Origin of the sequence: Streptomyces sp. NRRL S-31, from assembly GCF_000718775.1 — a bacterium.
In the GTDB taxonomy this organism is placed as follows: domain Bacteria; phylum Actinomycetota; class Actinomycetes; order Streptomycetales; family Streptomycetaceae; genus Streptomyces.
Map to the genome: position 1 here is coordinate 17,920 of NZ_JOCB01000014.1, position 13,779 is coordinate 31,698.

Genomic DNA, 13,779 nt, shown 5'->3' on the forward strand with positions numbered 1-13,779 from the left:
GTCGTCCCGGGACAGGAATCCTTACGCCGGCCCAGCACCGGACGGAACAGCCAGCGGGCAACCCCGCAAGCGTCTTTGGGGTACCCCGTATCGGACCGTTCGGGGAACCCCGTTCAACAACCCCGGTCTACTCTGGGATAGATCACCCTCCGTCCCCGCAAGGTGACCCATGGACGAACGCGAGACCCGGCGTACCGGCTACCCGCTGACGATCCCCGACACGCTGCTCCGCAGCGATGCCATGCAGCGCGCCTGCGCCGAACGGAACTTCCAGGAGATCTTCCGCCTCGTCAACAGGCGTACAGGTACAAGTCATTCAGTGATGGCGGCCGCCATCGGGAAGATGACCAGCACCCGCGTCAGCGACATCATCCGAGGCGTGCGAGGCATCCGAGGACAGCAGGTCATCGAACGCGTAGCCGACGGCTTCGGCATCCCCGCTGAAATGCTCGGTGTGCCGACACGCCCCTGGGAGGATTCCCCGAACATTATTGATGCTGCTGACAATCAAGGCCCTGATCCAGCAACTTCGAATGACTCCGAGTTCAAAGCGCGGGCGCAGGACGCAACTGACAATCCCAGAAATCTCGATCTATTGACCGTGGCTGGACTCAGGCAGCGGGTACAGAATCTGGATGCGCGCTACGTCAGCGAGCCGTCCACGGCCCTTATCGCCGAGACAGGCCAGCACTTGGGGCAGCTAGCCCACTGGCAGACCTACACCACCAAATATATCGTCCGCCGCGATCTATTCGCCGCACAAGCTGAGGCGTCGACACTAATGGGGCAATTAGTGTGGGACGCTTCGGGGAGAACTGATCACGCCACTGCGCGTACTTACTTTGCACAGGCGGAGGAAGCAGCCCGCGAGTTGCGCGACCCGGTTGCAGGAGGTCTGGCCCTGCTGCGCACCACATTTGTCGCCCTGTACGGTGAGAAAGATCCTCGCGCCGGTCTCGACTTGGCTCAGCGTGCGGCATCCACCGTTCAAGGGTCCAGCCATGTGCTCGGCGGTCTGGCTGTACTGCATGCGGCCGAAGCCCATGCCATGCTGCAACAGCACACGGACTGCCAAAGGAGCCTGATCAATGCCGAACGCCACTTTGACCAAGTGTCTGAAGCTGACGCCGCCGCACCCCTTTTCTCGCCCAGTCAGTTCGGCCGACTGGCTGGGTCGTGCTTCCTTTTCCTGAACAACACATCTCGCGCCGAGATGTTTCTAACGGATTCAGTCAAGGTGTTGCGAGACGGATCGAAAGCTCAGGCAATCACGCTGGCCAATCTAGCACTGGCCTATATCAGGCAGCGCAAGCTGGACGACGCTATTGCCATGCTCCATTCCGCGATTGGCACTGTGGAGCGCCACCGAGGCGGCGGCGGGCTAAATCTTGTGTTTCAAGCCGGACGTGAACTGAGACCGTGGCGGGACGTGCCGGCGGTACATGACCTATACGATCGCCTTATGAATCTCATGATAGCCGGATGAATCAAGGTAGGAGTGTCGGGTGAACGGTACACAAGTCCAAATTGCCAAACAAGCAATTCGCGAGCGAATTTGGACTCTGCTCGAGCGCAAGCGTGCGGCCCCTACAGGCGTAGCGGGCCATATCCCGGACTTTTTTGGTGCAGACGCCGCCGCCGCCCGCCTGGCCGAGCATCCCGCCTGGCAAGCTGCGCCCGTCATCAAGGCCGTTCCAGATTTGGCCCAGCTTCCTGTCCGCATCCGGGCACTCAAAGATGGCAAACGACTGTATATGGCCTCTCCGAAGCTCGCTACTGAGAATCCGTTCTACTATCTGGATCCGGAAAATCTTGCCGTACCCCCGCACGAGGCTGCCGCCCATCGCGCAGCGGCAAAGTATGCACAGCCGGTGGATGTGAATGAAATGCCGCCCATTGACCTGGTCGTGTGCGGAAGTGTCGCCGTTAACCCCCAAGGTGTACGACTAGGAAAAGGCGCCGGATACTCCGATATCGAAGTGGCTCTACTGCAAGAAGCTGGACTTATTGACTCGCACACACTTATTGCTACCACAGTTCACCCTCTCCAAGTCGTGGAAGAAGTGATACCCGAGTCCGAACACGATTTTCGAGTAGGCCTTATTGTCACGCCAGATGGAACTATCGATTGCCCACCCCATCCGCGTCCTTCCGGCATCATGTGGGAGCACCTTTCCCCCGACTCCATCGCCGCAATCCCCACGTTGGCCCATCGCAACCCAGGCGACCGGTGAGGCCTTCAAGCCGTGACCGCCGATATTCCGGTCAGTTTCGCCAATCCGTGCGGAGCGGAACACAGCAGTGCACCGAGGAACACGGGATCGACTTCCCGGGCGATGGGGCGGGCTACCCGCCGGGCCACCCGCGTACCGGGCGTACTCGGGTGGTCCGACAACGCGGCGTGGGAGCACCCCCGCCGAAGGCTGAGGAGTGCCGTGCCGGGCACCGCGACCCCGGGCTGATCGAACGAATCCCCCTAGCCGAGCCACACGGTGGTGTCCGGGGGCAGCGTGCCGTCGTCCGGCAGGGGGGCGCTGCTCAAGTGGACCTCGCCGGCCGGGAGCGGAACCGGCGCGGTGCCCAGGTTGGTGACGCTGCGCCAGGTCTCGGTGCGGGTGAAGTCCAGCACGCCGGCGGGCACGCCCGGGGTCCAGGTCAGCGTCTCGCCGTCCAGCAGCTTGCGGCGCAGCCGCAGGGCCGTGCGGTACAGCTCCAGGGTGGAGCCCTCGACGCCGGTCTGCGTCTCGACGGCGTACGACGCGAAGACCGGCGGCTGCGGCAGCCAGCCGGCCCCCGGACCGAAGCCGTACGACACGCCGGTCGCCGTCCACGGCAGCGGCACCCGGCAGCCGTCGCGGCCCTTGCGGACATGCCCGGTCTGCGTCCAGATCGGGTCCTGGAGCACCTCCGTGGGCAGGTCGGCGACCTCGGGCAGGCCGAGTTCCTCGCCCTGGTAGAGGTAGGCGGAGCCGGGCAGCGCCAGCATCAGCAGGGTCGCCGCCCGGGCCCGGCGCACTCCGGCCACCGGGTCGACCGCGGGCGCCGTGCCGCCGGACAGCAGCCAGGCGGCCGGGTCGGTGCCGGGCGGCAGCATCAGCCGGGAGGCGTGCCGGACGACGTCGTGGTTGGAGAGCACCCAGGTGGCGGAGGCCCCGGCGGCCCGGGCGGTGTCCAGTGAGCCGACGATGACCTCCCGCAGCTCCGCCGCGTCCCAGCGCGCCTCCAGGTACTCGAAGTTGAACGCCTGCCCGAGTTCGTCGGGGCGGGCGTACAGGGCGCGGCGGGCGGCGGGCACCCATGCCTCGGCGACGGCGGTGCGCGGCGGGACGTAGGCGTCGAAGACCTTGCGCCAGTCGCGGTAGATCTCGTGCACCTCGTCGCGGTCCCAGTACGGGTGGCTGCCCGGCGCCACCCGCAGCAGGGCCTCCTCCCCGGTCGCGCCGATGTCGCCGACGTCCCGCAGCGGCTCGGCGAGGTCCTTGGCCAGGCCGTGGGCGACGTCGACGCGGAAACCGTCGACGCCCCGGTCGGACCAGAAGCGCAGGGTGGTCCGGAAGTCCGCGCGGACCTCCTCGTTCCCCCAGTCCAGATCGGGCTGTTCGGGGGCGAAGAGGTGGAGGTACCACTCGCCGTCGGGCACCCGCCGCCAGGCGCTGCCGCCGAACACCGACCGCCAGTCGGTCGGCGGGGCCTCGCCCCGCGCGCCCCGGCCCGGCCGGAAGACGTAGCGGTCCCGGGCGGGCGAGCCGGGGCCGGCCCGCAGCGCCTCCTGGAACCAGGGGTGCAGATGGGAGGTGTGGTTGGGGACGATGTCCACGACGACCTTGAGGCCGAGCCGGTGCGCCTCGGCGACCAGGGCGTCGAAGTCGTCCAGGGTGCCGAGGCGCTCGTCGACACCGCGCGGGTCGATGACGTCGTAGCCGCCGTCGGCGAGTTCGGAGGGGTAGAAGGGGCTCAGCCACAGGGCGTCCACACCCAGCGTGGCGAGGTGGTTCAGCCGTTCGGTGACGCCCCGCAGGTCGCCGAGGCCGTCACCGTCGGCGTCGGCGAAGCTGCGCGGATAGACCTGGTAGACGACGGCCTGGCGCCACCAGTCGGGGTTCCTGGACGACAGGTCCGGCGAGGGGTCCGGCGAGAGGTCGGTCATACGGGCTCCGTTCGGGCGGTACGACGGTCGCTGTGCCGTTCGGTCGACAGTACAGAATCTGTCCACCTCGCCCGGAAGAGGAACAGGGCCGAACGAGCGCCCCGCCGACCCGAACGAGACCCCCTAGCGTTCGACCGTCTCCAGGTACAGCTTCACGTACCGGTCCACGTCCACGTCCAACGCCACGTCCACCAGCGCCCGTTCGCGTCCGCCCTCGTGGATCTCGGACTCACCGGGGCGGGGGCGGCGGTCCACCACGGTCTGGCCGCGGGCCGGACCGGGGGCCAGGGAGACCTCCACCGGCAGCGACCGGGTGGTCAGGCCCGGCGGGTCGGCGACCGCGCACACCGCGCCCGCGTCGCCGAGGCCGCCCGCCTCCTCCGCCGCCGGCTCCTCGCCCTGGGTGGTCGGCCGGTGCGCGAGGAGGTCCCCGGCCAGCCGGGTACCGGGTTCGTCGCTGGCGCGCAGCCGGTGCACCTCGCCGGCGGGGACCACGACCCGCATGAAGACGTCCAGGCCGTACATGGTGATCGGCACCCCCGCGGTGAGCAGGATCGCCGCCGCCTCCGGGTCGTGCCAGACGTTGAACTCCGCGACCGGGGTGGCGTTGCCGGTGGTCACGGACCCGCCCATGAACACGATCCGCTCGATGTTCCGGGTCACCTCGGGGTGGGTGCGCAGCAGCAGCGCGATGTTGGTCAGCGGCGCGGTCGGGATCAGGGTGACCGGACGCGGCGAGGCGAGGATCTCCCGGCGCAGCAGGGTGACCGCGTCGGTGTCGGCCGCCGTCCGGGCGGGCGCGGGCAGCCCCAGGTCGCCCATGCCGTCGGCGCCGTGCACGTGCCGGGCCGAGCGGGCGGGTTCCAGCAGCGGGCGCTCGGCACCCCGCCCGACCGGGATGGCGGGGGCGCCCGCCCGCTCCAGCACGGTGAGCGTGTTGCGGACCACCCCGTCGACGTCGGTGTTCCCGGCCACGCAGGTCACCGCCCGGAGATCGAGTCCCGGGTGGCGCACGGCGAACAGCAGGGCCAGGGCGTCGTCGACGCCGGTGTCGCAGTCGATGATCACAGGTATGGGCTGACCGGTCACGGCGGACTCCTTCCGTCGTGCCGACCTTAGATCAGGTCCGGGCGCGGGGAGCGGGGCCGCGGGCTCCCGACGCCCCCGCCCCGGCCTCACCCGTACGGCCCGGAGCGCTGGTGGGCGGGTCGGGCCGGTGGTGCCGTGAGAGCAGGCACCCCGCCGGCCGCACGCAGCGCAAGGAGGCATCGATGTCCCCCGCGATACGCCCCCGGATACCCCGGATACCCCGTGCCGTCCGGCTGCCGCTCCTCGCCACCGGTCTCCTCGTCGGCGGCGGCTGCGCGGCCCTCGGTCTGCACCACCCGGCGAGCGCGCCCTACCCGCTGCCCACGGTGGACCGGCCGGCGCCGACGTCCGGGGCGCCCCGGCGGGCCGACGGCTCGACGCTCACCGACGAGCAGGCGCGGGCCGCGCTGATCACCCAGACGGACCTCGGCGCCCCCTGGACCGCCACGCGCGGCGCGGCCACCTGGCGGGACGGGCTGCTGAAGAGCCGCACCACGGCCGCGGAGTGCCAGCGGCTGCTGGACGCCCTCTACGGCGACGAACTGCTCGGCGCCCCGGCGCGGATCGCCGTCGGCCTCGACGACGCCGACACCGAGGCCCAGCTCCGCTACCAGATCGCCGCCCGCCGCCCGGCGGACGTCGACGCCACGCTGGCCTGGCTGAGGACGCTGCCGGTGCGGTGCGCGCGGTTCACCGCCACCACGGAGCTGGGGCTCCCGGAGGACGTACAGGTCGTGGACGCCCCGCTGCCGGAGGTCGGGGACGTGCGCCAGGGCCTGCGCGTCACCGTCGCCAGCGTCACGCCGGACGGGCAGCGGTATCTGCTCACCATCGACGTGGCCGCCGTCCGGGTCGGCGAGGACGCCTTCGCGCTCACCAACGGCGGCCTGGGTGACGTACCGAACGACGCCACCCAGGCCGCCGTCCAGATCGGCGCCCTCCGCCTGGCCGACATCCGCAGACAGGGCCGGGCGCAGGTGTGAGGCTCACAGCGGCGGCTGGGCCGGGGCCGCGCCCAGGGTGGTGGTGCCCGGGGCGGTGCGGTGCCCCAGGCCGGTGCGGTAGGCGTCCAGCGCGGCCTCGACGCGGCCCGTGCGGCGGAGCAGGTCGCCGAGGAGGCGGCACAGGTCGGCCAGGTCACCGGCGGCGCCCGCGCGTTCCAGCAGGCTCAGGGCGCGGACGTAGTGCTCCTCCGCCGCCTCGGTGTCCCGGGCGTCCTCGGCGATGATGCCGAGGAGCCGGTGCGCGCCGGCCGCGTGCACGGCGCCGCGCTCGGAGGAGAAGCCCCCGAGGACGTCCCTGAGCAGGGCGGCGGCCTCCTCGGACTTGCCCCGGCGGTGCAGGACGTCGGCGAGTTCGACGGCGGCCTGGCTGCGGTACAGGTCGGCCCGGGTCCGGGCCAGCATGGTGTGCGCCTGGCGCAGCTCGTCCTCGGCGCGCTCCAGTTCGCCGTTCTGGGCGCAGACGTAGCCGCGCATCCAGTGGCAGTTGGCCAGCTCGGTGCGCAGCCGCAGCCGGCGGTACAGCTCGGCGGCCTTGGCCAGGGAGGCGTCGGCCTCGGCGGCCCGGCCCTCGGCGAGCAGGGTGCGGGCCACCGCGCGGTGCATTCGGGCGATCAGCGCGGGGTCGCCGGCCTGCGGGGCGAGCGCGAGGGCGAACTCGGCGGCCTGGGCGGCCCGGGCGTGGGCGCCCATGTCCATGTAGGGGCCGATGACGCTGGCGTAGAGCAGGAGCAGGGCGTCGGGGTCGTGCAGTCCGCCGCGGTTCAGCTCGTCGAGGGCGGTCTCCAGGAGGTAGACGGCGTACCGGAGTTCACCGGCGAGGTAGTGGGCGACGGCCCGGCCGCGCAGGGCGGGGACCCGGATCGGCAGCGGCCGGCCGGCCAGCCGCTCCTCGGCCTGCTCGAAGTGCCCGCGCGCCTCGTCCAGCCGCCCCGTCTCCAGGGCGCATTCGCCGAGTCCGAGCAGCGCGGCGGCCTGCTCGCACGCCAGCCCGTGGGCCTCCGCCTCGGCGCGCAAGCCGGCGTACTGGGCGGCGGCCTCCTCGGCCCGGCCGTCGGCGAGGACGCGCTGGGCCTCGGTGAGCCGCAGCCGCAGGGTGGTGGCGAGGTGGGCGGGGCGGCCGACGGCGAGTTCCTCGAAGGCCACCCCGAGCCGGTCCGCGATGTGCCGCAGCGCCTCCTCTGAGGCCCGCACCCGCCCCGCCTCCACGGTGGAGATGTAGGCGGGTGTGTAGGCCGGCTCCGCCAGCTGCCGCTGGGTCAGCCCGCGTTGGGCGCGCAGCCGCTGCACCCGCCGCCCGATGACCTCGGGCTCGTCCCGTTCAGGCATGCCCGGTTCCCCCAACTCCCCTGGTGCCCCTTGCCGTTGACTACGGCAGCCCCTAGGTTAAACGGCGGATTAAGCCTGCTTGACACGTCGCTTGTGTTGCGAGGTCGCCGTGCCCGGACGTACATCCGCTCCCTACGCGCCGCCTTCCCGTGCCCTCCCCGGCTCGCGGCCCAGACCCGCCGGACGGACCTCCGCCGCCCGGGGCGTGGTGGCGGCCGTGATCGCGACGACGACCCTGCTGCTGGCGGGCAACGCGGGCCCGGCCCGGGCGTCCGACACCCCGCCGGCACCGGTCACGGTCCAGCGGACACAGACACACCCCTGACGACGCCGCCGGGCCCTCCCCGGCCGCCGCCCGGCGGTCCTACCGTGGCCCCGTGACCTCTCCCGCGGCCCGGACCGCCCTGGAACTGACCGCCGACCTGCCGGTCGCCGACCTGGAGGACTTCTACCGGGACCTGCACCGGCACCCCGAGCTGTCCCCGCGCGAACACCGCACCGCAGGCAAGCTGGCCGGACAGCTCCGACAGGCCGGGTTCGAGACCGCCGCGGCTCGGTCCCGTACGCCTGCTGGTTCGTCACCACGACCCCCGCCGAGGTGTGGGAGCAGGCGCCCGGCGACACGGTCCCGGAGAAGTTCTCGGCGGTGCCGAGCAACCACAGCCCCCGCTTCGCGCCCGACCTGTCCACGGTCGCCCCCGGTGTCCGCACCCTCGTCCCGGGGGCCCTGACGCAATTGTCGGTGGCATGACCTAGTCTTTGCGCACACTCGCCGCACGAGGCACTCACGGTTCACGCACAGCGGGCACACACCTCGCCCTGCCCGGCGGCGACCAGGTCTTTCCTTCGTTCGTGTCTTTCCTTCGTTCCGGGGGGTTCGAATCAGCGTGCGCAAGCGCTCTCTCACCGCCGCCGCCACCCTGGCGGCACTCATCGGCTCGATGGCGCTCGCCGCGCCGTCGTACGCCGACACCGACCGGCCCATCCCGCTCTCGGACGCCGGCGACACCGTGGTGGACGGCGTCCACCAGCACATCTTCCTCGCCGACCGGTACAACAACCGGATCGTCGTCACCGACGCCACCGGCAAGGTGACCGGCACCATCACCGGCCTGCCGCAGGTCAGGGACCTCGAACTGAGCCCGGACAGCGGCACGCTGTACGCGGCCCTGTACGGCGCCGACAAGATCGTCGCGATCGACACCGCGCAGCTCAAGCAGACCGCCGAGTACCCGACCGGCCCGGGCACCATCCCGTCCAGCGTCTCCTACGCCGACGGCAGGCTCTGGTTCGGCTACGGCGACCAGTGGGACTCCGGCCTCGGTGTGGTCGACCTGACCGCCGAGACGCCGACGGTCACCCTCGACCTCGCCGCCGGCCACGACTTCGCCAGCCCGCCCAAGCTGTACGCCGACCCGGACAACCCCGGCACGCTGGTCGCCCTGGACGCGGGCATCAGCTCCGGCCCGATCGTCGTCTACGACGTCTCCTCCGGCACGCCCGTCATCCGCGTCACCGAGGACAAGGGCGGCTTCTACAAGGACGCGGCCCTCACCCCGGACGGCCACGACATCGTGGTCGCCGGTCCCGGCACCCGCGCCCTCACCGAGTACCGGCTCTCGGACCTCGCCCAGGTGCGCACGTACCCGGTCAAGGACCAGCCGGAGACGGTCGCCGTCGCCCCGGACGGGACCGTCGCGGCCACCGTCCTGGACACCGACGACATCGGTGACACCTACGTCTTCACGGGCGGCCCGGACAAGCCCAGCGTCCGCAACGTCTCCCACAGCTGGATGCCGTGGGGCGCGCACGCGATCAGCTGGTCGGCGGACGGCGCGAAGCTCTTCGTGCAGACGGGCTCCGGCGGGTCCACCCAGCTGCACCGGATCGACGAGCCCCGCAAGTACCAGGCGACCCTGACGGTCGACGCCCCGACGAAGGCGGACCGCGCCAAGTCCCTCAAGGTCACCGGCAAGCTCACCTCCGGACTCGCGCTGCCCGCGGGCACCCCGCTGAAGGTGACCCGCACCGACATGGAGTCGCCGAACGGCAAGTCCCTCGGCACCAAGTCCCTCGGCACCGGCGGCGCGTTCGCCTTCACCGACACGCCTCCCTCCGGCGGCAAGGTCACCTACACGGTGACGTTCGAGGGCGACACCGCGCACACGCCCGCCAAGGCCGCCGACTCCGTCGACGTCTCCCGCGCCAAGCCGGCCCTGACCGTGAACAACAACGGCAAGGTGTACGCGTACGGCAAGGACGTCACGTTCACCGCGCACCTCGGCAAGACGTACAAGAACCGCACGGTGGAGATCTGGGCCGACCCGTTCGGCTCCGACAAGCCGAACAGGAAGGTGAAGTCCGGCAAGGTCAACTCCGACGGCAACCTGTCGGTCACCCTGGACCTGAAGCGGGACACCAAGGTCACCGCGAAGTTCACGGGCGACTCCCGATACACCTCCGCCTCCGCCTCCAGCACGGTCGGCGCCCGGGTGAGCGTGTCCACGTCGGTCTCGGGCCACTACAAGTCGAAGTCGACGTGGGGCCACACGTACTACTTCTTCCACAAGAGCAAGGACCCGCTGATCACGACGAAGATGTCGTACTTCCCGGGCCGCGCGCAGAAGTTCGAGTTCGAGGTGTACTACCAGGGCCGCTGGTACCCGGGCGACCCGGCGTACTTCAAGCTGGGCTCCGACGGCGTCTCCAAGGTCCGCATCAACGGCGACCACGGCGAGGACGTCGGCTGGCGCTTCCGGGTCCGCTCGTCGTACATCAACAGCGCCTCCGGTGACACCGTGAACTCCACGACGCACGGCGCCTGGAAGTACTTCACCTTCACCAAGTGAGCACTACGGCGCGGCCTCGAGGCGGCCCAGCTGCCGCTGGACGTTCTCCAGCGCGCCGCTGCGGCGCCCCGGCACCCTGAGCCGCAACCGAGCGAGCGCGGGCCCGAGTTCACGGGCCCGCGCCGTGTCCTCGATACGGCCCCACTGGTGGTGGGCACGGTCCACGGCCGCCTCCACGGCGGGCGCGTCCACCGGTTGCCCCGCGGCCAGCCGCGCCTCGGCCACCGCCAGCCAGGCCCGGCAACTGCGCTCCGGGTCCCCCGCGAACATCGCCAGATCGGCCCGGACCTCGCGCCAGTGCAGTGCCTGCTCCGAGCCGGCCCCGTGCTCCCGTTCGGCCTCCTCCTGGTACCGGGCGGCGATCCCCTCGGCCTCGCCGTGCCGGCCATCGCGCACCGCGGCGCTGATCGCGGCGTGCGGATCACCGGGCCGGGCCGCGGGGAGGGGGTCGTCCGAGTGCCCGCCGGGGGCGGGTGCGGGAGCGGCGGACGGCGTGCCGGAGGCGGCGGCGCTCGGCCGGGGGCCCGGGACGAACCCGCCGCCCGGCCCGGGGTCCGGCACGGGGTCCGGCACGGGTCCGGAAACCGCCTCCGGTGACCGGGCCCCGGGTACCGGACCGCCCGCTGCCGGGGCGGGGGCGGGCGCGTCCGCGGGGAACCCCGCGGGCCGCCCCCCGGCACCGTCCAGCAGCAGGTTGTCCGCCGTCTCCGCCTGGAGGCGGGCCAGGGTCTGCTGGTGCAGGGTGTGCAGGGGCGGCCGGTGTCCGCTCCGCAGCAGGGTCGCCACCGTCTTCATGTACACCGGCTCCGCCGGCCCCCGCCGCCCGGGGGGCGGGGCGACCCGGCCGTGGACGGGGATCCGCGGGCCACAGTCGAGGCCGTGTTCGGACACGTGCCGCCATGCCTCGGCGTCCGCGTGCAGGTCGACGACGAGCGCGGTGTCCGCCGCGGACCGCAGCCGCAGCTCCTCCCGGACCCAGTGCCAGGGGAGCCCGGTGTAGCGCAGGGTCGCGGGGGTGGTGCGGGCCAGGGCCAGGTGGAGCCGGTGCTGGCGGCGGTCCAGGTGCAGCTGGCCGGTGAGGTAGACGGTGAGCGGCCCGGGGGCCGCCGCCGCGGCCCGCAGCCGGGTGAGGACGGCCTGCGGTTCCAGCGGGTCGGCCAGCTCCACGACGTTCGCGGTGTCGGTGCCGGACAGCACGGCGGGGGCGACGGCGGCCAGCACCGGCAGGACGCCGGCCGCGTCCACCAGGCGTCCCCGGCCCAGCGGCGCGGCCGCGATCAGCAGCACGGTTCCGGGCATCGCGCTTCCCCCTGTCACCCTGGGGACCCCGGGACCCTCCGGTCCCGAGGACCCCGTTGATCCGCTCTCCAGCCAGCACCGTAACCGCTGGCGCCGCGAACCGGCGCCTCAGGACCGCAAACGTCCCTGTTCGAGGTCTTCGCCCGGCGTGCCGCCGGCGTCCGCCACCCGCCGCACCGCGAAGATCGTGGTGTCGTCCTCCAGCCGGCCCGCGCTGTGCCGCAGCACGCCGTCCCGGACCAGGCGGACCAGGTCGTGCGGCTCGGCGCGCGGCGGGTCGGCGCGGACGGCGCGGTCGACCTCCCGGGCCAGCGGGTAGAACTCCCCGGGCCGGTCGCGGGCCTCGGTGACCCCGTCGGTGACCAGCAGCAGCGTCTCGTCCGCGGCCAGCGGCACCCGGCGCACCGGCGGCAGGCCGTCCGCCAGGGCGCAGAGACCGAGTGGCACCCCGTCGCCGCTGGGCAGTTCGCGGACCCCGCGGGGACCGACCGCGAGCGGCGGCTCATGTCCGAAGTTCACCACCTCCACCGTCTCCCGCGTGCCCGCCGGGAAGGCGATCAGGACGGCCGTGGCGAAGCGGTCGCCGTCGTCCCGGCCGAGCGCGGTGGTGTGGCAGCGGTGCCGCAGCATCCGGGTCTCCAGGCGCGCGGCGACGGTCGCGAGGTCCCGCTCGTGGTAACCGGCCTCGCGGAAGGTGCCCAGCAGCACGGCGGCGGCCTCCACCGCGCCGAGGCCCTTGCCCTGCACGTCGCCGACGAGGACCCGGGCGCCGTACGGGCTGGGCTGGATGTCGTAGAAGTCGCCGCCGACCCGGGCGTCGACGTCGGCGGCCAGGTACACCCCGGCGTGCTCCAGCCCGGCCCAGCGCGGCGGCAGCGGGCGCAGCACGGTGCGCCGGGTGGTCTCGGCGATGTCCCTGATGTGCAGCATCTGCCGTTCCTGGCGCACCCGTACGACGGAGGCGAGGGTGGCCAGGGTGCCGCCCAGCGCGACCAGGATGAAGTCGCCGAGCCCCGCCTGGTACTGGTCGGGCCAGGCTCTGTCCACGACGAAGTACGTCACCAGCGACACCACGCTGTACGCGGCCGTCGTCCACACCCCGCAGATCGCGGCGGCGATGCCCGGGACGAGGACGATCCAGGAGACGATCCGGAACCGCTCGCCGGTGGTGAAGTCCAGCAGGGTGACCCCGACCAGCAGCAGCAGCGGCGGCAGCCAGGCGACGCTCCGCCCGTGGACCCGCAGCAGCGGGCTCCGCCGCCCGTACTCCACCTGTGTCACGGTCGGCAGCCCTCCATGCCCCCAGCGAATCACGGGAGGCCACCGGACGCATCCGGGCCCCGGTCCGGCCCCTCCCGCCCTCCGGCCGACTTGCCGGGCCGGGTGCCCCGGTGTGCCCTGGTAGCGGGGGCGGATCGGGGGCGAGGAGAGGAAGGAGTGCTCCCATGGCTCAAGCGGCACCCGCGCCCGGCGGCATGTCCCGGCCCGGCCGCACGCCCGAGGTGACGGGCCGGCCGGCCGGGACGCGCGCCCGGCCGCCCGACGTCTTCGACGCCCGCGCCCACCGGCTGGCCAGGATCGCCGGCCCCGTCGTACTGGGACTGGTCTACGGCTACTGGGCCGCGGCCAACCGGCGCTTCGGCGGCCCCATCACCGGCGGGAACGTGCTGTTCGGCTTCCTCACCGCCCTGGTGTTCGCGGTGGTGTGCGCGGCCCTGCTGGCGCTGGCCCCGCGGCTGCGGCGGGAGGTGCACGCGCTGGCCTGGTCGGCGTTCGCGGGCGCCGCCTTCGGGTTCCTCTACATCCAGTCCACCCCGCCGGTCTGGGGAACCGTGGTGATCTCGCTGCTGATCGCGGCGGGCACCTTCGGCACGCTCTTCTACCGCTACTACACGCGGGAGGACGCGGCCGGGCACCGGATCCGCTGAGCGTCCGCGCCCGGCGCGCGCGTGGGTCCCGGCCGAGCGGCCGGAACCCACGCGCTCCCCTGTGTGCCCCTCCTCCTCACGGAGGGATTCCGGGCACGGGCCGGCTCCACGACCCGGACGAGCCGGACGCGCCGGAA

10 protein-coding genes and 1 pseudogene are annotated in these 13,779 nt (G+C 72.4%); 6 read left to right on the forward strand and 5 right to left on the reverse strand.

Annotated elements, in window-relative coordinates; translation table 11 throughout:
* Positions 1 to 169: 169 nt before the first annotated feature.
* Both IF37_RS41735 and IF37_RS41740 read left to right on the forward strand, forming a co-directional pair.
* Positions 170 to 1,486: a transcriptional regulator gene (locus tag IF37_RS41735; RefSeq protein ID WP_253915695.1), complete on the forward strand. Its 1,317-nt coding sequence runs from the start codon at positions 170 to 172 to the stop codon at positions 1,484 to 1,486.
* A gap of 19 nt (positions 1,487 to 1,505) precedes the next feature.
* Positions 1,506 to 2,234 carry a 5-formyltetrahydrofolate cyclo-ligase gene (locus IF37_RS41740; RefSeq protein WP_079165619.1) on the forward strand — a complete coding sequence of 243 codons (729 nt, stop codon included), beginning with the start codon at positions 1,506 to 1,508 and terminating at the stop codon, positions 2,232 to 2,234.
* Between the two features lie 242 nt (positions 2,235 to 2,476).
* On the opposite strand, the gene IF37_RS0108325 is transcribed toward IF37_RS41740, so the two are convergent.
* Positions 2,477 to 4,147 carry an alpha-amylase family glycosyl hydrolase gene (locus IF37_RS0108325; RefSeq protein WP_030738572.1) on the reverse strand — a complete coding sequence of 557 codons (1,671 nt, stop codon included), beginning with the start codon at positions 4,145 to 4,147 and terminating at the stop codon, positions 2,477 to 2,479.
* A gap of 123 nt (positions 4,148 to 4,270) precedes the next feature.
* The gene (locus IF37_RS0108330; protein WP_030738575.1) at positions 4,271 to 5,236 is read right to left on the reverse strand and encodes a nucleoside hydrolase; all 966 of its coding nucleotides are present in this window, start codon (positions 5,234 to 5,236) and stop codon (positions 4,271 to 4,273) included.
* 182 nt (positions 5,237 to 5,418) lie between these two features.
* On the opposite strand from IF37_RS0108330, the gene IF37_RS0108335 reads away from it, so the two are divergent.
* Positions 5,419 to 6,219 carry a hypothetical protein gene (locus IF37_RS0108335; RefSeq protein WP_030738578.1) on the forward strand — a complete coding sequence of 267 codons (801 nt, stop codon included), beginning with the start codon at positions 5,419 to 5,421 and terminating at the stop codon, positions 6,217 to 6,219.
* A 3-nt stretch (positions 6,220 to 6,222) separates the two neighbouring features.
* Here IF37_RS0108335 and IF37_RS0108340 read toward each other — a convergent pair whose 3' ends face one another.
* A complete protein-coding gene (locus IF37_RS0108340; RefSeq protein WP_030738581.1) occupies positions 6,223 to 7,566 on the reverse strand; it encodes a helix-turn-helix domain-containing protein in 1,344 nt (447 codons plus the stop codon).
* Positions 7,567 to 8,122: 556 nt separating this feature from the next.
* On the opposite strand from IF37_RS0108340, the pseudogene IF37_RS41745 reads away from it, so the two are divergent.
* Both IF37_RS41745 and IF37_RS0108355 read left to right on the forward strand, forming a co-directional pair.
* Positions 8,123 to 8,317: pseudogene (locus tag IF37_RS41745) on the forward strand (amidohydrolase); the annotation flags it as partial.
* Positions 8,318 to 8,453: 136 nt separating this feature from the next.
* Positions 8,454 to 10,415 (forward strand): YncE family protein, encoded by a 1,962-nt coding sequence (locus tag IF37_RS0108355; RefSeq protein ID WP_030738585.1) that lies wholly within the window; start codon positions 8,454 to 8,456, stop codon positions 10,413 to 10,415.
* 3 nt (positions 10,416 to 10,418) lie between these two features.
* Here the strand turns inward: IF37_RS0108355 and IF37_RS0108360 are convergent, their stop codons facing one another.
* Complete coding sequence (locus tag IF37_RS0108360) at positions 10,419 to 11,714, reverse strand: hypothetical protein (protein ID WP_030738588.1); 1,296 nt, start codon at positions 11,712 to 11,714, stop codon at positions 10,419 to 10,421.
* A 108-nt stretch (positions 11,715 to 11,822) separates the two neighbouring features.
* Entirely contained in the window at positions 11,823 to 12,995 is a 1,173-nt protein-coding gene (locus IF37_RS0108365; protein WP_037856010.1) for a PP2C family protein-serine/threonine phosphatase, read from the reverse strand.
* Positions 12,996 to 13,159: 164 nt separating this feature from the next.
* On the opposite strand from IF37_RS0108365, the gene IF37_RS0108370 reads away from it, so the two are divergent.
* Positions 13,160 to 13,642 carry a hypothetical protein gene (locus IF37_RS0108370; protein WP_030738594.1) on the forward strand — a complete coding sequence of 161 codons (483 nt, stop codon included), beginning with the start codon at positions 13,160 to 13,162 and terminating at the stop codon, positions 13,640 to 13,642.
* Positions 13,643 to 13,779 lie beyond the last annotated feature (137 nt).